The organism is Streptococcus rupicaprae (assembly GCF_040545225.1).
Lineage (GTDB): Bacteria > Bacillota > Bacilli > Lactobacillales > Streptococcaceae > Streptococcus > Streptococcus rupicaprae.
Window position 1 is genome coordinate 1 of the sequence record NZ_JBEPLO010000027.1, and the last position, 25,922, is coordinate 25,922.

At 46.9% G+C, this 25,922-nt stretch carries 26 protein-coding genes; 2 read left to right on the forward strand and 24 right to left on the reverse strand.

What is annotated here, in order from left to right; all coding sequences use genetic code 11:
- Positions 1-161: 161 nt before the first annotated feature.
- Positions 162-1,334 (reverse strand): MFS transporter, encoded by a 1,173-nt coding sequence (locus ABID29_RS10040; RefSeq protein ID WP_354366016.1) that lies wholly within the window; start codon positions 1,332-1,334, stop codon positions 162-164.
- A 403-nt stretch (positions 1,335-1,737) separates the two neighbouring features.
- Between ABID29_RS10040 and def the strand changes: the two genes are divergently transcribed.
- Entirely contained in the window at positions 1,738-2,352 is a 615-nt protein-coding gene (gene def / locus ABID29_RS10045) for a peptide deformylase (protein ID WP_354366017.1), read from the forward strand.
- Between the two features lie 231 nt (positions 2,353-2,583).
- Here def and ABID29_RS10050 read toward each other — a convergent pair whose 3' ends face one another.
- From ABID29_RS10050 to ABID29_RS10065, 4 genes are all read right to left on the reverse strand, one after another.
- Positions 2,584-2,922 carry an ATP cone domain-containing protein gene (locus ABID29_RS10050; RefSeq protein ID WP_354366018.1) on the reverse strand — a complete coding sequence of 113 codons (339 nt, stop codon included), beginning with the start codon at positions 2,920-2,922 and terminating at the stop codon, positions 2,584-2,586.
- A 219-nt stretch (positions 2,923-3,141) separates the two neighbouring features.
- The gene (locus ABID29_RS10055; protein ID WP_354366019.1) at positions 3,142-3,321 is read right to left on the reverse strand and encodes a hypothetical protein; all 180 of its coding nucleotides are present in this window, start codon (positions 3,319-3,321) and stop codon (positions 3,142-3,144) included.
- A gap of 11 nt (positions 3,322-3,332) precedes the next feature.
- Positions 3,333-4,061 (reverse strand): copper homeostasis protein CutC, encoded by a 729-nt coding sequence (locus ABID29_RS10060; protein ID WP_354366020.1) that lies wholly within the window; start codon positions 4,059-4,061, stop codon positions 3,333-3,335.
- Between the two features lie 152 nt (positions 4,062-4,213).
- On the reverse strand, positions 4,214-8,614 hold the full coding sequence (locus ABID29_RS10065) for a PolC-type DNA polymerase III (RefSeq protein WP_354366021.1): 4,401 nt from the start codon (positions 8,612-8,614) through the stop codon (positions 4,214-4,216).
- Positions 8,615-8,812: 198 nt separating this feature from the next.
- Here ABID29_RS10065 and ABID29_RS10070 point away from each other — a divergent pair, with 198 nt between their 5' ends.
- Positions 8,813-9,634, forward strand: coding sequence for a MurR/RpiR family transcriptional regulator (locus tag ABID29_RS10070; RefSeq protein ID WP_354366022.1), 822 nt, complete (start codon positions 8,813-8,815; stop codon positions 9,632-9,634).
- 68 nt (positions 9,635-9,702) lie between these two features.
- Here ABID29_RS10070 and ABID29_RS10075 read toward each other — a convergent pair whose 3' ends face one another.
- From ABID29_RS10075 to ABID29_RS10165, 19 genes are all read right to left on the reverse strand, one after another.
- Positions 9,703-10,122 carry a hypothetical protein gene (locus ABID29_RS10075; RefSeq protein WP_354366023.1) on the reverse strand — a complete coding sequence of 140 codons (420 nt, stop codon included), beginning with the start codon at positions 10,120-10,122 and terminating at the stop codon, positions 9,703-9,705.
- A gap of 638 nt (positions 10,123-10,760) precedes the next feature.
- Positions 10,761-11,075, reverse strand: a complete 315-nt coding sequence (gene hisE, locus ABID29_RS10080) for a phosphoribosyl-ATP diphosphatase (RefSeq protein WP_354366024.1) — start codon at positions 11,073-11,075, stop codon at positions 10,761-10,763.
- 77 nt (positions 11,076-11,152) lie between these two features.
- Positions 11,153-11,473 carry a phosphoribosyl-AMP cyclohydrolase gene (hisI, locus tag ABID29_RS10085; protein ID WP_354366025.1) on the reverse strand — a complete coding sequence of 107 codons (321 nt, stop codon included), beginning with the start codon at positions 11,471-11,473 and terminating at the stop codon, positions 11,153-11,155.
- Positions 11,461-12,228, reverse strand: coding sequence for an imidazole glycerol phosphate synthase subunit HisF (gene hisF / locus ABID29_RS10090; RefSeq protein WP_354366026.1), 768 nt, complete (start codon positions 12,226-12,228; stop codon positions 11,461-11,463). The genes hisI and hisF overlap by 13 nt, the downstream gene beginning before the upstream one ends.
- A gap of 3 nt (positions 12,229-12,231) precedes the next feature.
- Positions 12,232-12,951: a 1-(5-phosphoribosyl)-5-[(5-phosphoribosylamino)methylideneamino]imidazole-4-carboxamide isomerase gene (gene hisA / locus ABID29_RS10095; protein WP_354366027.1), complete on the reverse strand. Its 720-nt coding sequence runs from the start codon at positions 12,949-12,951 to the stop codon at positions 12,232-12,234.
- Positions 12,952-12,992: 41 nt separating this feature from the next.
- Positions 12,993-13,598 carry an imidazole glycerol phosphate synthase subunit HisH gene (hisH, locus tag ABID29_RS10100; protein WP_354366028.1) on the reverse strand — a complete coding sequence of 202 codons (606 nt, stop codon included), beginning with the start codon at positions 13,596-13,598 and terminating at the stop codon, positions 12,993-12,995.
- An 11-nt stretch (positions 13,599-13,609) separates the two neighbouring features.
- Positions 13,610-14,194: an imidazoleglycerol-phosphate dehydratase HisB gene (gene hisB / locus ABID29_RS10105; RefSeq protein WP_354366029.1), complete on the reverse strand. Its 585-nt coding sequence runs from the start codon at positions 14,192-14,194 to the stop codon at positions 13,610-13,612.
- 15 nt (positions 14,195-14,209) lie between these two features.
- On the reverse strand, positions 14,210-15,493 hold the full coding sequence (gene hisD / locus ABID29_RS10110; protein WP_354366030.1) for a histidinol dehydrogenase: 1,284 nt from the start codon (positions 15,491-15,493) through the stop codon (positions 14,210-14,212).
- A complete protein-coding gene (gene hisG / locus ABID29_RS10115; RefSeq protein ID WP_354366031.1) occupies positions 15,490-16,140 on the reverse strand; it encodes an ATP phosphoribosyltransferase in 651 nt (216 codons plus the stop codon). The genes hisD and hisG overlap by 4 nt, the downstream gene beginning before the upstream one ends.
- Entirely contained in the window at positions 16,130-17,113 is a 984-nt protein-coding gene (locus tag ABID29_RS10120; RefSeq protein ID WP_354366032.1) for an ATP phosphoribosyltransferase regulatory subunit, read from the reverse strand. Before ABID29_RS10120 ends, hisG begins: the two co-directional genes overlap by 11 nt.
- An 18-nt stretch (positions 17,114-17,131) precedes the next feature.
- Positions 17,132-18,199, reverse strand: a complete 1,068-nt coding sequence (hisC, locus tag ABID29_RS10125; RefSeq protein WP_354366033.1) for a histidinol-phosphate transaminase — start codon at positions 18,197-18,199, stop codon at positions 17,132-17,134.
- Positions 18,200-18,905: 706 nt separating this feature from the next.
- Positions 18,906-19,640: a PHP domain-containing protein gene (locus ABID29_RS10130; protein WP_354366034.1), complete on the reverse strand. Its 735-nt coding sequence runs from the start codon at positions 19,638-19,640 to the stop codon at positions 18,906-18,908.
- Positions 19,641-20,084: 444 nt separating this feature from the next.
- Positions 20,085-21,050 (reverse strand): alpha/beta fold hydrolase, encoded by a 966-nt coding sequence (locus tag ABID29_RS10135; protein ID WP_354366035.1) that lies wholly within the window; start codon positions 21,048-21,050, stop codon positions 20,085-20,087.
- A 3-nt stretch (positions 21,051-21,053) separates the two neighbouring features.
- Positions 21,054-21,968, reverse strand: coding sequence for an ROK family protein (locus ABID29_RS10140; protein ID WP_354366036.1), 915 nt, complete (start codon positions 21,966-21,968; stop codon positions 21,054-21,056).
- A 22-nt stretch (positions 21,969-21,990) separates the two neighbouring features.
- Positions 21,991-22,908 carry a dihydrodipicolinate synthase family protein gene (locus ABID29_RS10145; RefSeq protein WP_354366037.1) on the reverse strand — a complete coding sequence of 306 codons (918 nt, stop codon included), beginning with the start codon at positions 22,906-22,908 and terminating at the stop codon, positions 21,991-21,993.
- 42 nt (positions 22,909-22,950) lie between these two features.
- On the reverse strand, positions 22,951-23,604 hold the full coding sequence (locus tag ABID29_RS10150; RefSeq protein ID WP_354366038.1) for a DUF624 domain-containing protein: 654 nt from the start codon (positions 23,602-23,604) through the stop codon (positions 22,951-22,953).
- Positions 23,605-23,619: 15 nt separating this feature from the next.
- Entirely contained in the window at positions 23,620-24,072 is a 453-nt protein-coding gene (locus ABID29_RS10155) for a YhcH/YjgK/YiaL family protein (RefSeq protein ID WP_354366039.1), read from the reverse strand.
- Positions 24,073-24,105: 33 nt separating this feature from the next.
- Positions 24,106-24,936: a carbohydrate ABC transporter permease gene (locus ABID29_RS10160; protein ID WP_354366040.1), complete on the reverse strand. Its 831-nt coding sequence runs from the start codon at positions 24,934-24,936 to the stop codon at positions 24,106-24,108.
- A 9-nt stretch (positions 24,937-24,945) separates the two neighbouring features.
- Positions 24,946-25,833 carry a carbohydrate ABC transporter permease gene (locus ABID29_RS10165; protein WP_354366041.1) on the reverse strand — a complete coding sequence of 296 codons (888 nt, stop codon included), beginning with the start codon at positions 25,831-25,833 and terminating at the stop codon, positions 24,946-24,948.
- Positions 25,834-25,922: the final 89 nt, after the last annotated feature.

Genomic DNA, 25,922 nt, shown 5'->3' on the forward strand with positions numbered 1-25,922 from the left:
ATAATTATAAACCATGACATGAGAAAACGAGCATCTCCAACTGCGGAAATGCTCGTTTTTGTCTATTCTGAAACTAGTTTTTGCCCAGCCTCTTTTCATCATCGAAATAAGCTTATTTAACCTTTAATAAAACAAGATTTAAGACGACATCAACGATGATACTAAAGCGTCGCACTTCCTTTGCGTGAAAGGCTCTTTAAACCCACCAGCAAGCTGAGGCCGATTCCTATAAGCGCATAGACCCCGAAAGCCCCGCTGGCAGTCGGATTCAACTTGGCCAGTAGTCCAGGAACAAAAGCTGAGGTAGCGCCGCCAAGATTACAGCCGAGCAAGACCAGTGTCATGACCAGATTGAGAATCTGAGGTGGTGTGTTTTCCGAAGCATTGTTAAAAACGAGGGTTAGGATAATGCTGTAGAAAAATCCAGAAATGACAGCAACTACAGCAAGTATGAAAAAGTTCTGAGCAAGTGCGGTTACCAAAATACTAACTGAAAAAATCAGCAAGGAAACTGGCAACAAGAACCCTTTCAACCGCTCCAATAACCAGCCAAATGCTAGGCCTGCCAAAATCCCCATCAGCATCATGGCACTCAGGACCCAACTAGCTTCCCTCGGCGTCCCTAAGTTAGCAACTTGAACCATGACAGGAATTTTTAAAAGCAAGGAGGTATTGACATTGATGGCAAAGAAGGCAATAAGCGCTAAACCGAGAGCCAATCGTATATAAGACCCGTCTAGCTTGACCTTCTGATCGGATTCCCCTTGGAGGGTCTTCTCTTCAGGAAGATCTGGTACAAATCTATGGTAGAGGACCAGGATAAGGAGGGCGAGAAAATAAATAGCAAAGCTCCATTTCCAACCGAGTCCCAAGAGAAGGCCAACGATAGCAGTTAAACTAGCAGACCCCAAGACTTCCGAGGCCCCTCGTAGCCCCATCATTTGGATGCGTTCCTTGCCCTGATAGAGCAGACTGACCAGATTGATGGCCCGCGCATTGATCATTCCTAGGCCTAGACCTAGCACGATACGGCCAACAAAGATAAGGGGATAACTTTGAACCAACAAGGGTAAACCGCCTCCTGCAGCCACTAGAATCAAACCCAAACTCATGATGGCCCTTTCGGAAAGAAATCGGGTCAAAAGGCGATTCCCCACCAATGTGACCATAATTGCCAAAGAAGTCACGGTGATTAAAAACTCCACCTCTTGGATGCTCCGGCCTTGATTGGCAAAAAAAGAAATCATGGCTGGGATGGCAGAGGAAACAGAATAGGTTGAAATCAGCATAAAAGAGAGAGATAAGACACTGATTTTTTCAAGTAGAGGACGCATAGTAGATAACCCTTCTAAGGATTCAGAGAACATAGGAAGCACCAAAACGGACTAGGAATAAGCCCATCTCTGCCATAACTGTTCCATAAATCCAACACTTTCATTCCTGTCAATTATACTGCATTTTGGTCTAAATAGCAAAGCCATCTAGCCTTGCTCCAATGCACGACAAGCCCATGAAGAAAATTTTCTCACACATTTTACATCCGCAAACCTATCTTCTCTCGCTTCTGCCAAAATTAGAATAAACTGTTATTCTAAAAGATATCCTTTTGTTGAAAATACTCTATCTGAAAGCCAAACTTTCTCTAAGCGTTTGGCGTGGGTTTCAGCGACCTACGCCTTGGATTATCTGAGATTTTGTGGTATAGTTAAGCTATCTTTGATTTAAGAAGGAGAACCTATGACCACGCTTGAGAAATTGACCCGCGCGAGCCATTTGATTGACATGAACGATATTATCCGAGAAGGCAACCCCACCCTACGTCAGGTGGCCGAACCAGTTGAGATGCCGCTCTCTGATCAGGACATTATCTTAGGGGAAAAAATGATGCAGTTTTTGAAACACTCCCAAGACCCTGTCATGGCGGAAAAATTAGGCCTTCGTGGGGGAGTCGGCCTGGCTGCGCCTCAACTGGATATTTCCAAGCGGATCGTTGCCTGCTTGGTTCCCAATCCAGAAGATGAAAATGGCAATCCTCCTGCCCAGGCCTATGCCTTAGAAGTGATTATGTACAATCCCAAAATTATCTCCCATTCTGTCCAAGAAACAGCCCTGGCAGATGGCGAGGGCTGCCTGTCGGTCGACCGCCCAGTGGAAGGCTACGTTATCCGCCATAGCCGCATCACTGTAGAATACACCGACAAACAAGGTCAACCCCAACGGATCAAACTCAAGGGCTTTAATGCCATTGTTGTCCAACATGAAATTGACCATATCAACGGCATCATGTTCTACGACCGCATCAATGCAGACGCACCTTTTGCCATGAAAGAGGGCTTGGTGCTGATTGACTAAGACTCACAGAAAATCAATCTAACCTAGGAAACTCGTTTTTGATGAACTCCAGTTCTATCAAAAGCGAGTTGACAAGGGCTGGCCTTGATTTTGAAAGCGTATAAAGAGTCTAGATCAAACCACTATCCATCTATTGGACCAAAGAAAAAGGCTTCTTCCCGTATTGGGAGAGGCCTTTTTAGCTGGGAAGGTCAAACGCGACATCTGGATGTCTCCTACTTGAACGTTCTACTACCTAATCTTTTCAAATCTAAGATGCACACTGTACTGGTCGTCAAAACCGATACGTTCCAAATCTCGCTGCAGGCGGTACTCGATGTAGTGCTGGGCAATCTTAAAATAGCCAGCGTCCAATAGCCGATATTCCACCTGGGATTGTACCATACTGATCGTCGGACGTTCTGCCTGGGCTTCACTGAGGTCTAGGACAACCTTTTTGGTCACTTCTGCCAGGTCATGGCGGAGCTTTTCATCAAGCACATAGACTGTCTGAGCCGCTTTTAAAATAGCTTGGTAAATTTTTTCTGGGTCAAAATCAACAATCTGACCACTGCGTTTGGTTACTTGCATAGGCACCTCCATGAAACTTTCTGAATATCTTTGATTACTTCTATTATCTTAGTTTTCATGCCATTTGTCAACTGTAAAACCGCTTAACCATCTGTTTTCACGGTCTTTTTCGCCAAGCCTCGCGATAGGTTTTTAGGCGAAATAGCCAAGCTGCTAACCCAGCAACAACTAGGAGGATGAGGCCCAGGGAGATTAGCAATAACGTCCAGTCACTCAGTTCTATAGCCTCACTACCATTCCTACTCCAACGACTCCCACAAGACCTATCGCCACCAGCTGAACAAACAAGAGGTAACAATCAATCACTAGCAAGAAGCGCGGAAACCGCTCATAGGTCCAGAACCTTTTGAGCAGGTAACCGAGGGTCAGTGATATACTGATTATTTTTAACCAAGTCATGCTACAGTCCTCTATCTTAAAGCCTCTTTCAGGGATAGAACCTTGTCCTTTGAAACATAATCGTAGGCACTAGGCACACCATAGCTATAGTCCACTGCCTGCCCTGAGCTGGTTGGGTCTTCTTGCCAGGCCTTAAAACTGGCATGCACTTGCCCAATGCCTGTCGCCTCATAGAGCTGTCGAACATTGTCCGCAGCTATGCCTGATCCCATGCAGAACGCGACTTGGTCACCATAGCGCTTTTGAAGCTGGACCAAGATTTCTACGCCTTCAAGAGCTGTGGCTGCCTGCCCAGAAGTCAAAATCCTGTCGCACCCCAAATCGATCAGCTGCTCTGCTATTTGCCAAATATCCTGCGCCACATCAATGGCCCGATGGAAGACAAAGTCCGCCCCAAAACGATGGGCCAGGGCAATCAACTCCGCCACAAAGGCGACATCCAAACTGCCATCTGCTGTCAAGGCACCGCAGGCAAGGCCGTCTGCGCCAGCTTCTAAGAGCAGGCGCGCGTCCAGTCGCATGACCTCCTTTTCGGCCTCGCTATAGCAGAAGCCTGCCCCTCGTGGACGCACCATGCAGATGATGGGTAGCTTAACCCGCTCCTTGGCTAATTTTAAGGTGGCGAGGCTGGGGGTTAATCCTCCCAAATGCAGGGCTGAATTTAGTTCAATCCGGTCCGCACCCCCTTCTTGAGCCGTCAAGCAGTCCTCCAAGGAACCTGCACAAACTTCAATTAACATACTTCCTTATCTCCTGCCAAGTCAAATAGGTCTCAAAAATCATTTTAGAAGATGAATAGATTCAAGACTTAGGCTAAAGTAAGCCGAAGGACTGACGAACAGCTAACCTTTAAAGATAAGCCGTTCGTTCAATAGCCTCCTTCGCTCCGTTTCTAAAATAGATCATCAAACAAACTCAACTGGTTATCTTCTGGCATATTGCCAAGGATCCCCATATCGCTCATTTTTTCGACCAATGTCGTGGATAGACCACCACGTTTTCGTAGCTCAGTCTTGGAGAGAAATTCCCCTTCGCTTCTCGCTTTGACCAGCTGCTTGGCAACGTTCTCTCCGAGACCATCCATGGCCACAAACGGTGGAATCAAGGTATCTCCCTCAATCTGAAAGTCAATGGCATCGCTTCGGTAGAGGTCTAGCTTGCCAAATTTAAAGCCACGTTCCAGCATTTCATTGACAATCTCAAGAGTCGTGTAGAGATCATTTTCAACATTGGAAGCCATATTGGCTTTCTTTTTTTCTGCAATCTCAGCCATCTTGGCCTTGACCTTACCGAGTCCACCAGACATGGTCGCCAAATCAAAGGCCTTGGCACGAATGGAGAAATAAGCGCAGTAGTAATAAATCGGATGATGGACCTTAAAGTAGGCCACCCGCAAGGCCATCATAACATAGGCTGCCGCGTGAGCTTTGGGGAACATGTACTTGATTTTTCCACAGGATTCGATGTACCAGTCTGGCACCTTATTGGCTCGCATGGCTTCGATATAGCCGTTGCGCTCTTCCTCTGAAATCTTGAGCCACATGCCCTTCCGCACGCGCTCCATGATGTTAAAGGCCATCTTGGGCTCTAGTCCTGCGTGCATGAGGTAAACCATGATATCGTCCCGACAGCCGATAACCGTTGACAGGTCCGCAATTCCCGACCGAATCAGGTCTTGGGCATTGCCCAGCCAAACGTCTGTCCCGTGAGATAGTCCAGAAAGCTGGAGCAACTCTGAAAAGGTCGTTGGATGGGTCTCATCAACCATGCCACGGACAAAGTTGGTCCCAAATTCAGGAATCCCTAGCATCCCTGTCGAGGTTCCAATCTGCTCAGGAGTTACCCCTAAAATCTCTGTTCCTGAAAAGAGAGCCATCACTCCTGGATCATCCGCTGGAATATCCTTAGGATCAATCCCTGAAAGGTCCTGAAGTTTACGAATCATGGTCGGGTCATCGTGTCCTAGGACGTCTAACTTGAGAATATTTTCATCAATATCATGGAAGTTAAAGTGGGTCGTCTGCCAACCAGCAGTCACATCATCTGCTGGGTATTGGACAGGGGTAAAGTCATACACATCCATATAGTTTGGAATAACGACGATTCCACCAGGGTGCTGGCCAGTTGTCCGCTTAACGCCGGCTGCCCCAGCAGCCAACCGTTCAACTTCGACATCTCGGTAAAATTTACCGTAATCTCGTTCATAGCCACGGACAAAACCATAAGCTGTCTTATCAGCCACCGTACCAACTGTCCCTGCCCGAAAGGCATATTGTGCTCCAAAAATATCACGGACATCCAAATGGGCAGCCGGCTGATCATCTCCTGAGAAATTCAAATCAATATCGGGCACCTTATCCCCATCAAAACCAAGGAAGGTCTCAAAGGGGATGTCCTGCCCATCTTTTTTCAGGGAACTGCCACAGTTTGGGCAGGCCTTATCTGGCAGATCAAAACCAGACCCGTAAGAACCATCTGTGATAAATTCTGAATACTGGCAGTCTTTACAGTAATAGTGAGGGGATAGGGGGTTGACCTCAGTAATCCCAATCATGGTCGCAACAAAGCTCGATCCGACAGACCCACGGGAACCCACCAGATAGCCACGTTCGTTTGACCGCTCCACCAGCATCTGGGAAGCCAAATAAATTACCGCAAAGCCATTCCCCAAGATAGACGTCAATTCTTTCTCAATCCGCAGATCAACCAAATCTGGCAGAGGATTGCCATAAATCTCAAAAGCTTTCTCATAGGTCATCTCAGCAACCCGCTCTTCTGCCCGTTCAATAAATGGCGTGTAAAGATCGCTCTTGACCACCTGAACGTTCTCAAATCGCTCTGCCATGGCTTGGGTGTTGGTCACGACCAACTCATAGGCCAAATCATTTCCAAGGAAAGCAAAGTCATCCAGCATCTCATTGGTCGTTCTAAAATGCGCCTTAGGAAGAGGAGCCGGCTGGGCATTTTCCCCGTGGCCGATGGTCCTGTTAATCATGGCTCCCTGGCCCAGACTGCGGACAATAATCTCTCGGTAAATCTCCTGCTCTGGATCCAGGTAATGGGCATTGCCTGTCGCTAAGACTGGCATATTCAGGCGTTTGCCGACCTCAATCATGGCCTTGATAATTTCCTGAACTTCCGCTTCATCCTTGACCTGCTCACGAGCAATCAGGGGAGCATAGATAGCTGGTGGCATGACTTCGATAAAGTCGTAGTAACGGGCGACCTTAACAGCCTCATCAATCCCTTTGGAAACAACAGCGTCAAACAGTTCCCCATCTGAACAAGCGGTTCCGATCAGCAAGCCCTCGCGGTGCTCATCCAGTACTGTACGCGGGATACGAGGAACACCTTCAAAATATTTGGTGTGAGATAGACTAACCAACTTAAACATATTCTTCAGACCAATCTGATTCTGAACGTAGAGTGTCGCGTGTTTGACGCGGGCCTTCTTGTAAGAATCCTCAGCAATCAACTGCTTATTGAACTGATTGAGATTGGTAATCTGGTGTTTTTCTGCAGCCTCTTTCAAAAAGATAAAAAGCAGGCGTCCCGTCGCTTCCGCATCGTAGTTGGCCATATGGTGATGCTCCAAGGCTACCCCAAAACGCTTGGTTAGAGGCCCCAAACCATGCCGTTTGTATTCAGGGTAAAGGTTTCTTGCAAACTCTAGGGTATCGATCACTGGCTGATGGATTTCAGGCATTCCATGGCGCTCGTAGTTGACATTGAGGAAGCCCACGTCAAAAGTGGCGTTATGGGCCACAAGGACGCTGTCCTCACAAAAGTCCTTGAAAGCTTTCAGTACCTCTTCCAAGGGCTTAGCGTTACGAACATGGTCATCAGTAATCCCTGTCAAATCCGTGGTAAAGGCAGATAGAGGATGACCAGGATTGATGAATTCATCAAATTCCGCAATGATATTGCCCTTGTGCATCTTAGAAGCCGCAATCTGAATCAGGTCATTGTAAATGGCTGACAGCCCTGTCGTCTCGACGTCAAAGACCACATACGTTGCATCTGCCAAATCCACATCCGCTTCGTTGTAGGCAATAGGGACACGGTCCTCCACGATATTAGCCTCAAGGCCATAGATCAGCTTAAGGCCACGTTTTTTAGCCTGCTTGTAGCCGTGTGGAAAACTCTGCACATTGCCATGGTCTGTGATAGCGAGGGCAGTGTGCCCCCAATCCGCGGCTCGGTCCACTAAATCTTCGACGGTCGGCAAGGCATCCATGGTTGACATGTTGGTATGAGCATGAAATTCAACCCGCTTTTCTCCTTCTGGCATCAGGTCCTTACGGCCTGGCTTGGTCACTTCCAAGACATCCTGAACATTCATATTGAGGTCATTGGTAAAGGGGTTAAGGCTGATATTGCCTCGCACGCGGAGCCAGGCACCTTTTTTGATCATCTCAAATTTTTGTGCCTCTTCTTCATTTTTAGCCCATTTTTGTAGAGCAAAAGATGAGGTGTAGTCAGTCATTTTAAAGTTTATCAAGCAACGACCCGTCTTAGTGACCTTGGTTTCCACAGCAAACACTAAGCCTTCAAAGACCAGACGGTTTTCTTCAGTGGTGACCTCAACCATCGGTGTGATTTCGGCCTTGTCTAGCTTGGCATTGGATTGCTTGATTTTAGCGGCTTCTCCAAAGTCGAAAGCCGGTTTGGTCTCCACAGCTGGCGGTGGCGCTTGTTGCTCCAAAGCTGCTAAAGCTTCCAAGGCTTCCTGGTTGGCGGATTGGATAATTTCTTCATTCTTAGCCAGATAATCGTCTTGGTGGCGCTGAGTTAAGGACTCGCAAATCTCCAGCTTCACATTAGTCCCGGCAAAGCCAAATCGCTTCATCTGCTCTTCCAGATTCGGCAAATGCGTTTTCTTGAAGTGAGGATTGGCAATGGTTTCAGGACCCTTGATAAGCAGAGTCCCATCCTGCCAAGAAACCTCAAGCCCTTGAAACACCGACTTAAAGCCGATACTCTGGCAAAGCTCCTCCGTAAAGGCTTCTTGGTAATAGGCTGAGACCAGATCTTCTGCGCTTGCCAAGTCATCAGCCCTTATCTCGAAAGAAACCCGATTGCCCAAATCCTCAAAAGTCCTGAGAAGGCCTGCCTTTAAAGCCTGGTAGGCATCGATAGGGAGCAGCTGGTCAAATTGGAACTGAAACTCCCAAAACTTGCTGACCTTATGTAGCTTGACAGCCAAAATCCGACCGCTCGCAAAGACTGCGGACTCCTTCCATTCTTGGGGTAATTTAATCTGAGCCATTAAGAGCTGAAACTTGTCTGACATAGGAACTCCTCGCTAACTATTCCTTTTATTTTACCATAGTTGGACCCTTTTTTCGAGTAGAAGGCGAGGTCCAATTCCTCCCTCAAAGCAGATTAAGTGAAAATTTAACACTTTTAATTTTCTCAACCATAAAATATAGAAGTCTCCTCCCAAAATATGGTATACTAGTGACAATCATTAATTAGTAAGGATCTTCCTATGCCAAAATCGAGTCATATCCTCGCCACCATTGAAGCAGCTCAAACGGATTTTACGGAAGTTGAGAAAAATATTGCGGATTTCTTTAGAGCCGAAGCTCTTCAAATCAATGACTTATCTTCACAAATTGTCGCTCAAAAACTGCATGTTTCCCAGGCTGCCCTGACTCGGTTTGCCAAAAAATGCGGATTTCAAGGCTATCGTCAATTCATCTTTGAGTACCTTAATAGCCGTGAAGACTTAGAGCAGAATTTTGACCATATCAAGAACCCCTTAACCAAGCGTGTCCTGCTTGATTACGAGGATATCACCAGACAGAGCCATCAGTTAATTAACGAAGACCAGCTCCAAACTATTGCCCAGCTGATCGAAGATGCTGATCGGGTTTATTTCTTCGGTCAGGGGAGCTCCGGCCTAGTCGCTAGGGAGATGAAACTCCGCCTCATGCGACTGGGTGTCATCTGTGAAGCCTTGACAGAGCAGGAAAGTTTTTCTTGGACCATCAGCATCTTGGATGAGAGTTGTCTGGTCATCGGTTTTTCCCTCTCCGGCCAGACCCAGACCGTCATCAAGGGATTAGAGGCCGCAAAGGATAAGGGAGCCAAAACAGTCCTGTTTAGCGCCAGAGCTGAGATTTATCAAGAAATATTTACAGAGGCCGTCTCTCTAGCTTCCGTCCATCATCTGGACTACGGCAACCGCATTTCCCCTCAGTTTCCCATGCTCTTTTTGCTGGATATTCTCTATGCTTACTTCCTTGAAATCAATAAGGAGAAAAAAGACGCTATCTTCAACGCCTATACCTTTCCACCGAGACCTTAAAAACCTAACACTATTTTAGCTTTATAAGACAAACACCCTCCATCTGGACTTGCCAGTGGAGGGTTGTTTTACTCATAAACACGATAAGAACCAAAGGTCGTTCCTATAGCCTCTTCCAAGAAACGATGAAGTTTTGGCAAGGCTTCCTTAGGGATATGCTTTCTCAAAACTGATTCATCAATCCCCTCTTCAGTCTCAGAATCAAAACCATAGGCATAGGTTACCAAGCCATCAAAATGATGCGGCTGACCAAAAGGAATGCTCTTCCAAGACAGGAGACCTATACTTTCTAAATCTTTACGGAGCTGGTCAATTTTTCGACGCCTAATGCTAACAAAGTCGATATTTTCCTCAACCAGACCATCTCGGCCAATCTGCTGAAGATAGTAGTGTCGCGCGTGAAAATCAATGGCCAGCTCCGCCGATCTACCATCAAGATATTCAGCCTGAAAACAGATAAAATAAAGGGTGTCATAATTCTTTTCCATACTTGACATCATACTCCTTATTTTGGAAAAATGCAAAACATCTTTAGATAAAGCCGCACTGTACGCACGAAGAAAATGCACGCAACCATTTTCTATACACATGCATTTTTACAAAAAATCTCTTGAAAATATTCCGATAATCAGGTCTGTTCTGTTGATATCACAGAAATGATACCACAATTTTCATCTAAAAAGTGCCTACTCCTCTGAAAAATCGTTTTCTGACATCGTCTTTTCTTCATACGTTTGGTATTAGATAAAGCTATTAGAGTTGATCTTTCTCTGTCTATCCCTTCAGAAATGTTATCTAAGACCAGATATCTTGGTGCCTATACTTAAGCAACACTTTTCCGTATAGAGTTTATAAGATCTTTTCTCTTAAGCGGTTAATCACCTAAACATTGGGACTTAAGAGTTAAGACTGCTGTGCAGGCAGAAATAGCCCCACCAATGGACCTAAACTTTGGCTCCAAGCACCCATTCTTACCAGGAAAGAAGATTTCTTGGCTGACAAACTCAGCTTGAAGAAACGGTCAATCTCTCAGTGACAGCATTGTCACAGGGCCAACTAGCTTGAGACTGGACTGGTCTCTTCCTAGGACTACTTCTAGGGCCTGGCACTTAACTCCCCTGCCTACCTAATAGACCGTCACCTCTGGGCGGTCCGTCAGTTTGGAGCTTTGACCATGGCGTTGCGCCAAAATGGCCTCTACATCTTGGATTGTGACTCCTTGTTCAACCAGCATTACCATCAGATGGTAAAGTAGGTCGGCTGTTTCATTGACGAGTTCTGATTGATCAGCGTTTTTAGCTGCAATCACCACCTCCGTGGCCTCTTCGCCAACCTTTTTCAAAATCTTGTCCAAGCCCTTATCCAATAAATAATTAGTATAGGACCCTTCCTGGGGTTGGACTTTTCGATCAAGCACGGTCTGGTATAACTGATGTAACATCTCTGCCTCCTTTTAAGTTTTCTGCACGAGACCTAGGCATAAGCCAGCTCTTTAGCTTATAGGCGCTTGTCCCTGCCTCATAAAATATCCCGAAAAAAACAACTGTTGGCACCTGTATGACAGGCTGCACCGATTTGACTGACCGTGGCCAACAGAGTATCTCTATCACAATCTGTCTTGAGGGACCTGACTGTCTGGTAATGGCCGCTGGTTGCTCCCTTGTGCCAGAGCTCATGACGACTGCGACTCCAATAATGCATCTGACCCGTCTCCAGCGTCTTTTGGTAGGCCAGAGCATTCATATAGGCCAACATGAGTACCTGCCCCGTCTCATGTTCAAGCACAATGACAGGGACTAATCCCCCTTGTTTTTCAAAATCTAAATCTAGGGCTTGCATGCTCTCACCGCCATTCCTGCTGTAGCCATTGTCGCCTTAGTCTCCGAGATACCAACTTCTCCATAATGGAAAATAGAAGCTGCCAGAGCACCCGTCGCTGCAGTCTGCTCAAAAACTTCCAAAATATGGACCAGACTACCTGCTCCGCCTGAGGCAATGATGGGAACATCCACCACAGCTGCCACTGCCTGGAGCATGGCCAAGTCAAAACCTGCCTTGGTCCCATCTCGGTCCATGCTGGTCAGCAAGATTTCACCGGCCCCCAAGGCCACCACTTCCTTGGCCCAGTCAATCAAGTCCTTACCTGTATCCTTGCGCCCCCCTGCTACAAAAACATGCCAACTGCCATCTGCAACACGTTTGGCATCAATGGCTACCACCACACACTGGTTGCCAAATTTCTGCGCACAGTCCGCGATAAGTTGGGGATTGGCTACAGCCGAGGAATTGACCGCCACCTTGTCCGCACCTGCTTGGAGCATGCGCTGCATGTCTGCCACCGAACGAATGCCACCCCCGACAGTAAAGGGGATAAACACCTGCTCTGCCACACGCCGCACCATCTCTACCGTTGTTTCACGCTCCTCATGAGTAGCTGTAATGTCTAGGAAGACCAATTCATCACATCCCGCTTCATAATAAGCCTTAGCAGCATCAACTGGATCGCCCACATCCGTAAGATTGACAAAATTGACCCCCTTGACAACACGCCCGTCCTTGACATCCAAGCAAGGAATAATCCGCTTTTTCAACATATCCTAACCTCCAAATGCCTTGAATTGATCCAGGCTGATCCGCCCTTGGTAATAGGCCTTGCCAACAATGGTACCGGCCACGCCCAACTCAGCCAGCCTTTCCAGATCAGACACATCCGCAATCCCGCCTGAGGCAATTATCTGTACCTGGGGCAATTCAGCTATCAAACGCTCATAATGGTCAAAATTGGGACCGGTCAGGGTACCGTCGCGCGCCACATCCGTATAAATAAGATGTTGAACACCCCTATCAGCCATGGACTTAGCCAGGGTGACAAAGTCTATATTGCTGGTCTCCAACCAGCCCTCGGTCGCCACAAAACCATCCTTGGCATCAATGCCCACCATAATCCGATCTGGACCAAAAGTAGCCAGTGCCTCTGCTACAAAATCAGGCGCCTTGACCGCCATGGAACCAATAATTACCCGATCCACCCCAACTTGGAGGTAATCTCTAATCTGCTCTAGGGTCCGAATGCCGCCTCCGACCTGAATTCCAAGTCCCGTTTCAGCCTTGAGGCGAGCAATCAAGTCACGGTTGACTACCTGGCCTGTTAAGGCACCGTCCAAGTCAACCACATGAATAAAGGTCATACCTACTGCGGCAAAAGTGCGGGCCTGATCTAACACATCCGGATTGACTACCGTTTTTTGGGCAAAATCACCCTTGAAGAGCCTTACTGCCTGGCCATCCTTAATGTCAATTGCAGGAAAAATTTGCATGTGTCTACTCCTTTGTATCACTTGTTAATATTTAAGGGCCTTCATTGACATAGATCAATAAATCGACTGAGAATCCCCAGACCCACATCACCAGACTTTTCAGGATGAAATTGGGCGCCATAGACCTGACCGCGATGAATCATAGCAGGTATTTCCATGCTATAATCCGCCGTTACATCCAGACTATCTGCTGGCACATCAGCAAAATAGCTATGGACAAAATACACATCTTGACCATCCAAACTCGCTGTCAATGGGGTTGTCTGCCTAACCGTCAACCCATTCCAGCCCATATGGGGCACAGGATAGTAGGGCTGGACAGGTATGGGCCTCACCACCCCTGGAATCAAGCCCAGACCCGCCGTCTGACCATGCTCCAAGCTCTCGTCCAACAAGAGTTGCATCCCCAGGCAAATTCCCAGCAAGGGGGTCCCTTGGCTGACCGCCGTCTTAATAACATCGACTAAGCCTCGCTTTTCCAGCTCTGCCATGGCCGCCGGAAAGGCCCCAACACCAGGCAAGATCAAACCATCCGCTGCCAAAATCTGCGCTGGATCATGGGAAAGCTGAGCAGAGCTACCTAACTTTTCCAGAGCACGCAAGACATTGGCTGTATTCCCCGCATCGTAATCAATCACGATAATCATTGCTAGCCTCCCTATAACAAGCCCTTGGTCGAGTTGACCCCCTGGATTTCAGGATTATAGGTGACCGCTTCACGCAAGGCCCGTCCAGTTGCCTTGAACAAACTTTCAGCCTTGTGATGGTTATTCTTGCCGTGAAGAATCTTCAAGTGCAGATTCATTTGTAAATTAAAAGCCAGAGCTTGGAAGAATTCTTCGACTAGCTCAGTGTCAAAAGCTCCCAACTTGGGATTGTCAAAAGCACAGTCAAAGACCAGATAACTACGCCCTGATAGGTCAAGACTAGCCATCCCCAAGGTCTCATCCATAGGGACAAAGCTCGTCCCATAACGGTTGATCCCTACCTTGTCTCCGAGAGCCTCACGCAGGGCCTGGCCCAGAACAATCCCCACATCCTCCACAGTATGGTGGCTATCCACATGTAAATCACCAACCGCCTTGACCTCCAAGGCCATGCGACCATGTCGAGCAAAGAGGGTCAACATGTGGTCAAAGAAACCCACCCCTGTGTCGATACAAACAGGCTCCTGGGCATCCAGATTAATCTTGAGATGAATTTGCGTCTCAAAAGTATCACGTTTCATTTCGGCTTGTCTCATACTAAGTCCTTTCCTTTAATCAGTCTCGCCCCGCACCTCGATGGCTCTAGCGTGTCCCGCTAGACCCTCGGCGTAGGCCAAGGTAGTGATAGCTGGTGCCGCTACTTTTAGGGCAGCTGAATCATATTGGGTATACTGGATTCGCTTGACAAAATCATACACCCCCAAGGCCGAAGAAAATCGACTGGTCGCTGTCGTCGGCAAGACATGATTGGTCCCTGCAAAATAATCCCCAATAGGCTCTGAGGTGTAATGGCCTAGGAAGATTGAGCCTGCATTTTCAACCTGATCGAGGTAAGCATAGGCCTGGTCCATGGCAATTTCCAGATGTTCTGGGGCAATTTGATTCATAAGCTCAAACATTTCTGCCTTGGTCTCCGTCACAATGATAGACCCATAATCTGTGATGGCCTGCCGTGCAATGGTCTGTCGGGGCAAACTGGACAGCTGTTTTTCAATCTCTAGTTGGACGGCGTCTGCCAGCTGGCTGGAATTGGTCACCAAAATAGCGCGAGCTAGGGCATCGTGCTCTGCCTGTGATAGCAAATCAGCAGCTACATAGCGTGGATTGGCCGTCTCATCAGCAATCACACCAATCTCAGAAGGCCCTGCAATCATATCAATCCCCACCAAACCGTAAACCTGTTTCTTAGCTGTAGCGACATAGATGTTCCCCGGCCCTGTAATCTTATCCACCTTGGGCAAGGTCTCTGTCCCATAAGCCAAGGCTGCAATCCCGTGGGCTCCACCCACTTGATAAATCCGATCCACACCAGCCAAACGAGCTGCTACCAAAATCGCTGGGACATAGTGGGTCTGGGGCGGCGTAATCATGATAATTTCCTTAACACCAGCCAGCTTGGCTGGAATCACATTCATAAGAACCGAAGACGGATAAGCTGCCGTCCCACCAGGAACATAGACTCCCACTCGTTGGATAGGACGTACCAATTGGCCACGGATCACACCTGCAGAAGGGGAGTCTTCAAAACCTGTCTCGATTTGCTGGCGATGGTAGCTCTCAATATTGATCTTGGCTGCTTCTAGTGCAGCCAAAACTTCCGCATCCACCTCTGCAAAGGCCTGATCAATTTGGACTTGACTAATTTCAAGCTCAGTCACACTCACTTTATCAAACTGGACTGCATAGTCACGCAGGGCCGCATCACCGCGCTGCTTGACCGTCTCAATAATATCCCGGACCTGCGCCTCGACAGCCAGATTGTCCTGGGCCAAGGCCAATTGCTCACGGTGCAAAACGGCTGCAATATCAGCCAAACTTCCACTGAGTCTTTTCATTTAAAGGGTACCTCCTCTGTGCCAACAATGCCCTCCATTTGACGAATAAAGGACAAAACCTGGGGCTTATTTTTGAGCGCCGCCTTATTAACAATCAGACGGGCTGAAATACGACAAATATCCTCATAAATAGACAGGCCATTGGCCACCAAAGTATGACCTGTCTCTACAATATCCACGATGGCGTCCGCCAAACCGATAACCGGGGCAATTTCCACGCTGCCCTGGATGGAAATGATTTCCACATCCTCTCCCTTACGGTTAAAATGATCTCTGGCAACAGTGGGGTACTTGGTCGCAATCCGCTTGCGCTTATGGTCATTAGGATTGTAGGCTTCTGTAGAAGCCACAGAAAATTTGCATAGACCAAAGTTCAAATCCAACATTTCCAAGTAACCTGTCGGATGCTCCATCAGCACATCCTTGCCGACCACTCCCAAATCAGCCACCCCATGCCGCACATAAGTGGTCACATCGGGCGCCTTGACCAAAAGAATACGTAACTGCTGATCTGGACTTTCAAAAATAAGATTGCGGCCCTTGTCCGCCATAAACTCTAAATCAAAGCCTGCCCGGGTCAACAAGTGCTCTGTCTCTTTTTCAATGCGACCCTTGGTCAGGGCAATGGTCAAGGGACTATACGTCATTGCCATCACCTCCAAAATCTAAATCATCATAAATAGCCTGGTAAACAGAATCGATATCCATGGCCCAGCCCACCGCAGTCAATTCCTTGGCACCAAAGCGCTCAAAGAGCTTGTCATAACGGCCACCCGACACAAAGGCATCAGGCACCTTGTCTCCAAATACCTTGAACATCATGCCCGTATAATAGGGCAAGTCAGACAACTGGGCCAAATCCAGACTCATACGCGGCACAGTCTGGGCCACGCTTTGGGTCAGGAGTTCCAAACTATCCAAGGCACTTAGGAGCCCCTCATGCTGGGTCAGCTGACGTGCTGCAGCCAAGACCTCTTCCACGTCACCGAAGAGATAGGGCAACTGCTGGATAAAGCTATCAAATATGGAAGGATAAGCCTGAGTAAAGGCCTTGAGACCTGTAATGGACTTGTCTCGAATCAAACCAGCCAGATAGTAACGTTGGGATTCGCTCAGGGCTAGCTCCTCAAAGATCAGTTGAAGAATACTAGCATGAGAAAACTCAAACTGATAGACCTTGACCCCTGCGACCTCCAAGGCTTGTCGGGCCGAAACTAGCGCTTCCTTGAGGGCCTGCTGAACAGGATAGCCTACAATTTCAACCCCAGCCTGAGTCGCTTCATTGGCCAGGCCTCGTTGGGCCTCATGACAGTGAAATACCTTGCCAGAATAAGAAAACTTGATGGGGGTATGGACCCGAGTAGAAGCAATGACTCTGGCAATTTGACTGGTCACATCCGAGCGTAAAGTCAACAAATCCCCTTTTTGATCAAAAAGATTGTAGGCGGTCGGATTCACCTCATCCCCAAAGACCTGGTAATGCTCCAAGGTTGGGGTCTCTATTCGATGAAAGCCTGTGGCCATCAGAGCATCTGAAATCTGTCGCTCAATCTGATACATGACCCGCGCACGCTTAAAGAGCTTGTCTTGCATGCCTGCGGCTAATCTTGTTTTTTTCATGACTTCTCCTTTCCCCACTTAGGGCACTGTCAGGCCAAGCTGGGTCTTGATGACTTCTAAAACCCGGACCATCTCCGTCTGGCTTCCAATCGAAATCCGTAATTTGTGCTTTAGCCGTTCTATAGTCGGGAAATACCGCACATAGATACCTTGTGCCTTGAGCTGTTCGAACAAGTCCTGAGCAGATACAGTCGTTGGCTCCGCCAAGATAAAATTAGTCTGGGAAGGCAGGACCTCAAAGCCCAACCGGACCAACTCCGCCGAAAACCAGTCCCGGGTTTGACAAATTTTACGGCAGGTTTCCTCATAATAGGTCCAGTCTGTTACAGCTGCTACCGCCAAGTCTTCCGACAACATGTCAACATTGTAGGGATTGACTGCATTTTTCACCGTTTGGATGACTGCCATCAACTTGGGACTTCCGATACCATAACCGACTCGAAGGCCTGCCAAAGCCGCATCCTTTGAAAAGGTTCGTGTGATAAAGACATTGTCATACTTGTCCAGCAAGGGCAAGGCAGTCTCTCCGCCAAAACTGATATAGGCTTCATCGATAATAACCACTACCTCTTGATTAGCTGCCACGATAGCTTCAATCTCCGACAACGGTAAGGCCAGGCCCGTCGGCGCATTAGGATTGGTCAAGACCAGCCCACCATTGTCCCCTATATAGGCCTCTGGTACCAACTTAAAATCATGGTCAAGCGGACACTCAAGGTAAGGAATGTGATAGAGATCAGCCCAGACCTTATAAAAACCATAGGTCAAATCAGGAAAAAGAATGGGCTCTCCACTGTTGAAAAAAGCCAAGAAGGCCATGGATAAAATATCATCCGACCCATTTCCCACGATAATCTGATCTGCAGGCACCTGCAACTGCTGGGCCAGAACCGTCCGCAGGGCAGACTGATCCAGACTAGAATAACGACGCAGCTGATCAGTATCAAAGGTTTCCAAACGCGCCGCCACCTTGGGACTAGGGGGGTAAGCATTCTCATTGGTATTCAGCTTAATGATATCCTGCCCCTTAGGTTGCTGCCCTGCAACATAAGGGGTAATCTGACGCAGGCCTTTTATCTCTGACATCGGGCATCCTCACTTTCTCAAAATAAAAAAGGTCCTCGCAAAAAAACTTTGCAAGGACGTAACTTACGTGGTACCACCTTTGTTCATGGTTAGGTCACCCTGACCACCTCGGTAAGTGCTGTCGGGATAGGCCTAGGCCCCACCAAACCACACTCTGGTTGCTAACGGAACCACCCGTCCCACACTACTCTCCGCATAAATAGCAGGTTTTGCATGGGCACTCAAGAAGGTGTCGCCTAAGGGGGTATGCCCTCTCACCAACGGACATTCTCTGTTATCAAACTTAGGCTTGTTTCTCTCATCGTTTTGATATATCACCATTCTATCCGATAAATACAAATTTTGCAAGAAAAAACTGAATTTTTTTAAAATATTGAATCTCACCCAATTAATTGACAGCCTACCAGCAAACAGATAGGCTACACTAAACAATTGATCAAGGCTAGGAAAAGACGGGCAAACTGACTGAGGAACAAAACAGGTGCAAGGAGTCAAAATCATAGCTGTAGTCCCTACAACTTAAAAATCAATCCAGAGCCCTGTACGGTCTCAACCAAGAGATGGTCTAAAGCCTCACACATGGACCCAAGCTTCAGAAAAAATACGGGACAAGTGCAAACCATTCAAAAGTTCCATTAACAAGCAAGCAGGCTCGCTCGTATCAAAGGACCTAAATCGATAGAAGAAAGAGCTTAGCCCAGTCACCTCAGATAATCTGGTCTGGGCCAATGCCCATATCAGCCAAGAGAGCAATCATCTCCTCAAACTTTAAGCGAAAATGGGATAGCTGGTGACCGTCAGACCCCAATGAATACCGCTGACAACCCAAACCTTGCAAAAGTTCCAAAGCATAACGATATAGATGTTCATGCCTATAAAGATACATGCTCTTGGCATTGAGCTCAAAGGCTAGGCCAGCAGCTATCATTTTCTGGAAAATCCGAATCAATTGGGTCTCATAAACCTTCAACTCAGCCACAGAAACTTCAAACAGACGAAAACCATAGTCAAAATGTGCTAGCACATGAGCCTCAATACGACCAATTGCATATTCTAAGAGGTCCAGATATTCCTGGATAACCGCCTGCTTAGGCAGGGTTGCGACTTCCTCATCCAGATAATCATTTCGGCCATTATGGTGGACTGACAAGAGCTTGAGGTCATAGGTCTTATCTGCCAGAAAGGCCAAAATATCTGCCTCGCGTGGAGCATAATAGCCAATTTCAATTCCGCGCTTGATCCGAGGACCATAGATGGCAGTCAAGGCCTCAATTTCTGCCGTATAGGCCGCATAGTCCGGAACATCATCCTGCTGGGTATAGGGATTGGACAAATCATAATGCTCCGTTGTCACAATTTCCCCCTCATAATGGGTCAAGTAGTCATGAAAGTCTGCCTCTGAATCATAAGAGTGGTGGGTATGTAAATGATTATCGCGCATATTAATCTCCCTCAAATCTTTATTATAGGTTCATTCTTTCATATTTAGGGACGGCTGTCAAGACAAAATCGGGGGAATCATTTGACAAAGATGCCTGACTAGGAGCTCATGCTAAGCATCTTGTCAGGCATCTTGTGATTGGGAGAAAAAAGTAATGCGATTCAAGTCAATTTAACAATGATAAATCCAGCTGTCCCAGAGGAAAGCAAAGACAAAAGCTTGTCGTTTTCTGCATCGAAAAGCACCGTCCATCAGGCCGACAAAAACCTGAATAGACCGTCTGATAGTTGTAGGAGATTTTAAAATAGAGCCGAAAAATCCCCATGTACATCCGAGACAAAGGCTGTCCCACTCTCGAAATGGAGTTGATACGCCCCCACTATAGCTACCAAAGAGACATAGAAGTGAGAGCTTGAAGTGTCAGTAACTACTCCATAAAACAAACTAGTCCAAAACACTAGTATCAAACAAACGGTCAAACACATAATCATTGACCTTGACATTGAGCGCATCGTGGCCGTACTCTGGTAGCAACTGCAACGTCTTAGCACAGGTCAGACGGTTATAGATTGCAAACTGAGTTGATGGCGGGCAAATAATATCTTCCAACCCGGTCACCATGTGAACTGGGCAGGTGATGCGGTGGGCCAGGTTTTTAATGTCAATATAACTTAAGGCATTAAAGAAGGCATCTTCCGTCTTATGGAAAGGATCTGAGAAGCGGAAGTAACGGAAAAGTTCATTGTAAGGCTCATTGGTATCCCCTAATTCCCAGATACGCTTAAAGTCCGACAAGAAGGGATAGATAGAAACGACCTTCTTAATCCGAGGGCTTAAGCCCCCTGCCACAAGCGCCAGAGCACCGCCTTGTGAAGCACCGTAACTATAAAGTTTGTCTGCATCCACAAAGTGCAAGCTGGCCACAATCTCAATCAGTTGATAAACATCCAAGTAAACATCCTTGTAAAAGAGATGATCTCGCCCTTGAACTGCTCCACGGATCACTTGACCCTTAACGGTCATGCCCTCAAACTGTCCCTTGTCAGTCGAGCGGCCTGCCTGGCCTCGTACATCCATGCAGACCACTCCAAATCCTGCTGCCACAAACTTCAGATTTTCTGTCCAGTCTGGGCTCTGGCCTTGATAACCATGGAAACAAAAGAGAACTGGTACAGGTTTTTCAGACTTGGGAAAGACGCATTTGGCAAAGACCTCCGAGCCATTGTCCGTATCAAAGGTCAACTCGTAAAAATCTGCCCCAGAAAAACCAGTTTGCCGCTCTTTCAATCGGAAGGGAGGAAGGGCTTTATGGCTTTCTAAAAGCCCATCCCAAAAAGCATCAAAATCCTCGGGAACTTCTTGACGTCCCTTATAGGTCTGCATTTCTTCTAAGGTCATGCTATCTTGCATTATCTATTCTTCCTTTTCCTTGTTTCGTTCACGCTTTTCTTGTTGTTTTTTGAAATGATAGAAGGCCCCAAACATGCCTGCTGTATTCTTGTGTCGGGCAAAGACTACCTGAGTTTTCTCCTCAATGCTAGAAACTAAATAGTGCTTCAAGGCGTCCTGTAATTTGGGCTTTAAAATAGCTTCCTGAGCCATGATACCACCGCCTAGGACAACAACCTGAGGGTTAACCACATAACAAATATTAGCAATGCCTTGAGCCAGGTAGTCCACCATCCGTTCGATGCCAGCCATACACTTGGTATTGCCCTCGGTTGCCTCCCTAAAGACACGCAGGCCATTCCACTGGTCAACAGCCTCCTCATGTTCCTTAGCAACGTAACGGACCAGAGCTGTTGTGGAAGCCAAATCCTGGAAGGCACCATCCGATAGGTGCATGTAACCAACTTCACACGCTGAATTGCTATAACCATGAAAAACCGAACCGTCCAAGACCAGACAGCCACCAATCCCTGTGCCAATAGTCAGGCAGAGCGCCACAGCACTATCCTTGGCACTGCCAGAGACAACTTCTGCCAGACCAGCACAGTTAACATCATTTTCAATCTCACAAGGCAACCCAAAAGCAGCTTCCAAATCACGCTTAAAGGCCGTCCCTGCATAGTTCGGAATCTGCGGACCGGCATAAAAAATCTCACCCTTTTCTGGATCAACCATACCTGCTGACGAAATGCAAATCCCAGCTAACTTATGATTTTTTTGAAAGCTCTCAACAATCCCCTTGACCTTAGCCATGATGCCAGGTCCGCCTTTATGGGCTTCTGTCGGCATTTCATGGCCTTCCAACAATTGTTCATTCTCATCAATGAGGCCATACTTGATACTGGTCCCACCGATATCTATGGCAACATAGGTCGTCATCGTTCACCTCCAAACTGATTGACTAGCAAAATCTTTCCTTGGCTTCGCGTATAATGCGTGCAGCTTCTTCGACCAAGGGCTCGTCTTCTTTCACTAGCGGAGCAAGCGGAGAACGCACAGAGCCCAAATCAAGGTTTTCGTTGATTTTTAGAACCGCCTTAATCACACCGTACATATTGCCATGACAAGAGACTAAATGCCCGATAATCTTATTGATCGTGTATTGCAATTCACGCGCGGTCTCTAGGTCTCCTTTTGCAATCAAGTCATTTAACTTGAGGAACAAATCAGGCATGGCTCCATAAGTACCGCCGATGCCACCAGCAGCCCCCATCAAGCGCCCACCTAAAAATTGCTCGTCTGGGCCATTGAAAACCAATCTTTCTGGACCACCCAGCGTGTTAAAGATTTCAATATCCTGCACAACCATAGAGGAATTTTTCACCCCAATGACACGGTCGTTCTTAAGCATTTCCCGATAAAGCGACGGCGTCAAGGCGACACCAGCTAACTGTGGAATATTGTAAATGATAAAATCAGTATTTGGCGCTGCTGAGCTGATAGCGTTCCAGTACTTGGCAATAGCATGCTCAGGCAGGCGGAAATAGATTGGCGGAATGGCCGCAATCGCATCCACTCCAAGCTCTTCTGCGTGCTTAGCCAACTCCATACTATCCTTGGTATTATTGCAGGCCACGTGGTTGATGATGGTTAGTTTCCCTTTAGCCACCTTCATGACATGCTCTAGGACCAATTTACGGTCCGCCACGCTCTGGTAAATACACTCCCCAGATGATCCATTGACATAGAGCCCTTGAACTCCCTTATCAATAAAGAACTGGGTCAAGGCTTCGACGCGTTCTGGACTGATATTGCCTTCGTCGTCATAACAAGCGTAAAAAGCAGGAATTACGCCATAGTATTTTGTCAAATCAGACATGTTTTCTCCTTAATGTTAATAATACTATTGTGAATACACTCTTTAGAAGTGTTGTGAATGCTTTTGAAAAACAATTTCCATCACCCAAACCCAACCATATCCTAGCACTGCCATTCCCAAAAGAAGGAAAAGCGACAGGCCAAGTAATAGGGTCCAGACGGAAGCAAACAGGATCAGAAAGAGACCTGCTAGACTTCCAATCATCAGAAAGGTCCAAGGGAAATGTAATCCTGATAGGATAAAGGCTGTTTTAAAAAGTTCTTTCCCCAGCAGATTCGTCTTTGTCGCTAGAGGATAGACGTATAAAAAGATAGCGGTTGATAGAAAAAAGATTGCCATAAAGAGCATTTGAAAGAGCTTGGCTCCTAGAGGATTGACCTGGCCGATAATCCAGAAATCCAGCAGGCAAAGCACTGTGAGGGCTACTTCAAGTAGGCCAATCCCAAAGCCTTTTTTAGCGTTTCTACCAAGAGCAGCTCTATAACTGGCTAGAATCGGTAGGCGTTTCTGGGCCTTCAAAGCTTCTAGAACCTCGTAGAGGCTCAATTTGGCGATCCCTACGGTTACGATTGGCAGGCAGGTTAGAAGAAAGAGAAGATTGAGCACCAGCAAATCCAAAACTCTTTCGCAGGCTCTGACAAAGGCATTGTCCACACTAAAAATGGTTTTAATCAATTTATCGCCCTTCTCTCTCATCTCTTCCTCCTATCTTTAATCAATCAAGACCTTGACCACACATTTTTTCACATCGTCTCCAAAACCAGCATGCCCATTGGGTTGATGGGCTTCGCCTGGAAAGAAAATCGCAAAATGTTGCTTATCAATGGTCAGCTTTAATTGCCGCTCACAAGTTTCCAGTCCAAAATCCAACTCCTCATCGTAGTCCTTGGTAGATTGTCGATCTCCGAAACCATAGATGATAGTTTCTTTACCATCCACTAGAACATGAAGGTCTAAATAACGGTGGTGGTATTCAAATTCTGGACTTTCTGACTGGTTCAGCTGGTTGTCTTGAATCAAGGCAAAGGCCAAGTCGCCAGCAATATCATGACGACCAGCTGCCAAGCTCTCAAGGTCTTCGCTCTCCAGAAAGCTCAATGCCTGATCCAAGTTGGGATGCAAGCCCTTGTAAGTTCCTAAGTCTTCTATATGGTCATAAATCATAGTAAACCTCTTTTTTTATAAGGAAGGAATATCTTAACCCTTAACAGCCCCCATGGTAATCCCTTGGGTAAAGGATTTCTGGAAGACAAGGAAAATCGTCACAATCGGCACCGCCGCCATAGCAGCTCCAGCCATGATCAAACCGTAGTTGGTTGCCATCTCAGCCTGCATGGTTGCCACCCCCAAGGAAATGGTCAAATTTTGCCGCGAAGTCAGCATCACCAACTGCATGAAGTAATCATTCCAAGAGTTGATAAAGGTAAAGATAGCTAAGGCTGCAAAACCAGGTTTAACAATTGGAAAAGCAACGCTCCAGAAGGTTCTCAACTCACTACAACCGTCAATCTTGGCCGATTCCAAGAGTTCTGTTGGGATATTTTCAGAGAACTGCTTCATCAAGAAAACCCCAAACGGCCAACCAACCAAGGGCAGGATCACCGCAGCAAGCGTGTCGTGGATCCCCATGAAGTTGACAATCCGTACCAAAGGCACCAAAACAACCTGTTTAGGCAGTGCCATGGCCGCAATAAAGATACTGAACAAAATCCGTTGCCCATAGAAACGCTTCTTAGCCAAAACATAGCCAGCCAGTGACGAAGTCGCACAAACTAAAAGCATCGTTGTCAAGGAAATAAAGACACTATTCCACAACCATTGAAGAGCCGGGTTTTGAACAACCAGCTTCTCAAAGTTTTCCATAGTCGGAGCTGCTGGCCACCATTGGGGTGGAATCATAATCGTAGCTGGCTGCGTCTTAAAGGCACCTGTCAGGATCCAATAGAAGGGAAAGATGAAGAGGATCGTCAACAGCAACAAGATAATATTGCTGACCACTCCGAAAGCTGTTAATTGTTTCTTTTTCATACAAGCCTCCTAATACTTAACATCATCGCCTAAAATCTTGAACTGGGCAAAACTAATCAAAGCGATTAAGACTGCCAAGAAAACACCCATGGTATTGGCATAGCCGTATTCTGTCAGCTTAAAGGCCTTTTCATAGAGGTAGTACATCAAGGTACTGGTTGAGTAGTTTGGCCCCCCTGAGGTCAACAATTGAATCAAGGCGAAACATTGGAAGGAGTTAATGGTTGTGATAACTGCAATGTAAAGTGTTGTCGGCAAGAGGGATGGCCATTTGATATTCCAAAAGACTTGGGTCTCTGTTGCCCCATCAACCCGCGCGGCCTCAACCAAGGAATTATCAATATTTCCAAGAGCTGCAATGTAGAGGATAATCGGTTGACCAACAGAAGTCGTCAACAAGATGATGATAATGGCCGCCAGAGCCCACTGCTTATCCCCCAACCAGGAGATGTTGTTTTCAATCACCCCACCTGATTTGAGGACAAAGTTCAAAATCCCCGATAGCGGATCATAGATCCATTTCCAAACGACTGTTACAGCAACCGATCCTGTTACAACAGGAAGGAAGAAAACAAAACGGTAGAAGGATCGGGTGATGACATGCTTGTCATAGGTCCTTGCCGCCACAAAAAGGGAGAAGAAAACCACTACAGGAACAGAACCGACTACGATAATCACTGTATTGATCAAGGACTTTATAAAAATCTCATCCTTAAACATCCGAACGTAGTTGTCCAGCCCAATAAAGGTAAACTCCGTCATCGTGTACCTAAAAAAGCTGGTTACAAACCCCATAATCATAGGGGCTAAGACAAAAGCTGTAAAAAAGATGAGAACTGGTGCTAAAAATGCATAGGAAACAATGGTTTCACGCATTCTAATTTTATTCACTCGCACAATAAGAACCTCTCTTATATTCATGAATCTTTCAGAATTCCCCCATTTTCAATCCAGTTGAAGGGCCAGCTGGATTAAAAACCAGGAAA

Excerpts from the sequence above, each read along its gene's own strand:
- ABID29_RS10040 (WP_354366016.1), bottom strand. The coding sequence starts at position 1,334 with ATGCGTCCTCTACTTGAAAAAATCAGTGTCTTATCTCTCTCTTTTATG.
- def (WP_354366017.1), top strand. The coding sequence starts at position 1,738 with ATGACCACGCTTGAGAAATTGACCCGCGCGAGCCATTTGATTGACATG.
- ABID29_RS10050 (WP_354366018.1), bottom strand. The coding sequence starts at position 2,922 with ATGCAAGTAACCAAACGCAGTGGTCAGATTGTTGATTTTGACCCAGAA.
- ABID29_RS10055 (WP_354366019.1), bottom strand. The coding sequence starts at position 3,321 with ATGACTTGGTTAAAAATAATCAGTATATCACTGACCCTCGGTTACCTG.
- ABID29_RS10060 (WP_354366020.1), bottom strand. The coding sequence starts at position 4,061 with ATGTTAATTGAAGTTTGTGCAGGTTCCTTGGAGGACTGCTTGACGGCT.
- ABID29_RS10065 (WP_354366021.1), bottom strand. The coding sequence starts at position 8,614 with ATGTCAGACAAGTTTCAGCTCTTAATGGCTCAGATTAAATTACCCCAA.
- ABID29_RS10070 (WP_354366022.1), top strand. The coding sequence starts at position 8,813 with ATGCCAAAATCGAGTCATATCCTCGCCACCATTGAAGCAGCTCAAACG.
- ABID29_RS10075 (WP_354366023.1), bottom strand. The coding sequence starts at position 10,122 with ATGGAAAAGAATTATGACACCCTTTATTTTATCTGTTTTCAGGCTGAA.
- hisE (WP_354366024.1), bottom strand. The coding sequence starts at position 11,075 with ATGTTACATCAGTTATACCAGACCGTGCTTGATCGAAAAGTCCAACCC.
- hisI (WP_354366025.1), bottom strand. The coding sequence starts at position 11,473 with ATGCAAGCCCTAGATTTAGATTTTGAAAAACAAGGGGGATTAGTCCCT.
- hisF (WP_354366026.1), bottom strand. The coding sequence starts at position 12,228 with ATGTTGAAAAAGCGGATTATTCCTTGCTTGGATGTCAAGGACGGGCGT.
- hisA (WP_354366027.1), bottom strand. The coding sequence starts at position 12,951 with ATGCAAATTTTTCCTGCAATTGACATTAAGGATGGCCAGGCAGTAAGG.
- hisH (WP_354366028.1), bottom strand. The coding sequence starts at position 13,598 with ATGATTATCGTGATTGATTACGATGCGGGGAATACAGCCAATGTCTTG.
- hisB (WP_354366029.1), bottom strand. The coding sequence starts at position 14,194 with ATGAGACAAGCCGAAATGAAACGTGATACTTTTGAGACGCAAATTCAT.
- hisD (WP_354366030.1), bottom strand. The coding sequence starts at position 15,493 with ATGAAAAGACTCAGTGGAAGTTTGGCTGATATTGCAGCCGTTTTGCAC.
- hisG (WP_354366031.1), bottom strand. The coding sequence starts at position 16,140 with ATGACGTATAGTCCCTTGACCATTGCCCTGACCAAGGGTCGCATTGAA.
- ABID29_RS10120 (WP_354366032.1), bottom strand. The coding sequence starts at position 17,113 with ATGAAAAAAACAAGATTAGCCGCAGGCATGCAAGACAAGCTCTTTAAG.
- hisC (WP_354366033.1), bottom strand. The coding sequence starts at position 18,199 with ATGTCAGAGATAAAAGGCCTGCGTCAGATTACCCCTTATGTTGCAGGG.
- ABID29_RS10130 (WP_354366034.1), bottom strand. The coding sequence starts at position 19,640 with ATGCGCGATAATCATTTACATACCCACCACTCTTATGATTCAGAGGCA.
- ABID29_RS10135 (WP_354366035.1), bottom strand. The coding sequence starts at position 21,050 with ATGCAAGATAGCATGACCTTAGAAGAAATGCAGACCTATAAGGGACGT.
- ABID29_RS10140 (WP_354366036.1), bottom strand. The coding sequence starts at position 21,968 with ATGACGACCTATGTTGCCATAGATATCGGTGGGACCAGTATCAAGTAT.
- ABID29_RS10145 (WP_354366037.1), bottom strand. The coding sequence starts at position 22,908 with ATGTCTGATTTGACAAAATACTATGGCGTAATTCCTGCTTTTTACGCT.
- ABID29_RS10150 (WP_354366038.1), bottom strand. The coding sequence starts at position 23,604 with ATGAGAGAGAAGGGCGATAAATTGATTAAAACCATTTTTAGTGTGGAC.
- ABID29_RS10155 (WP_354366039.1), bottom strand. The coding sequence starts at position 24,072 with ATGATTTATGACCATATAGAAGACTTAGGAACTTACAAGGGCTTGCAT.
- ABID29_RS10160 (WP_354366040.1), bottom strand. The coding sequence starts at position 24,936 with ATGAAAAAGAAACAATTAACAGCTTTCGGAGTGGTCAGCAATATTATC.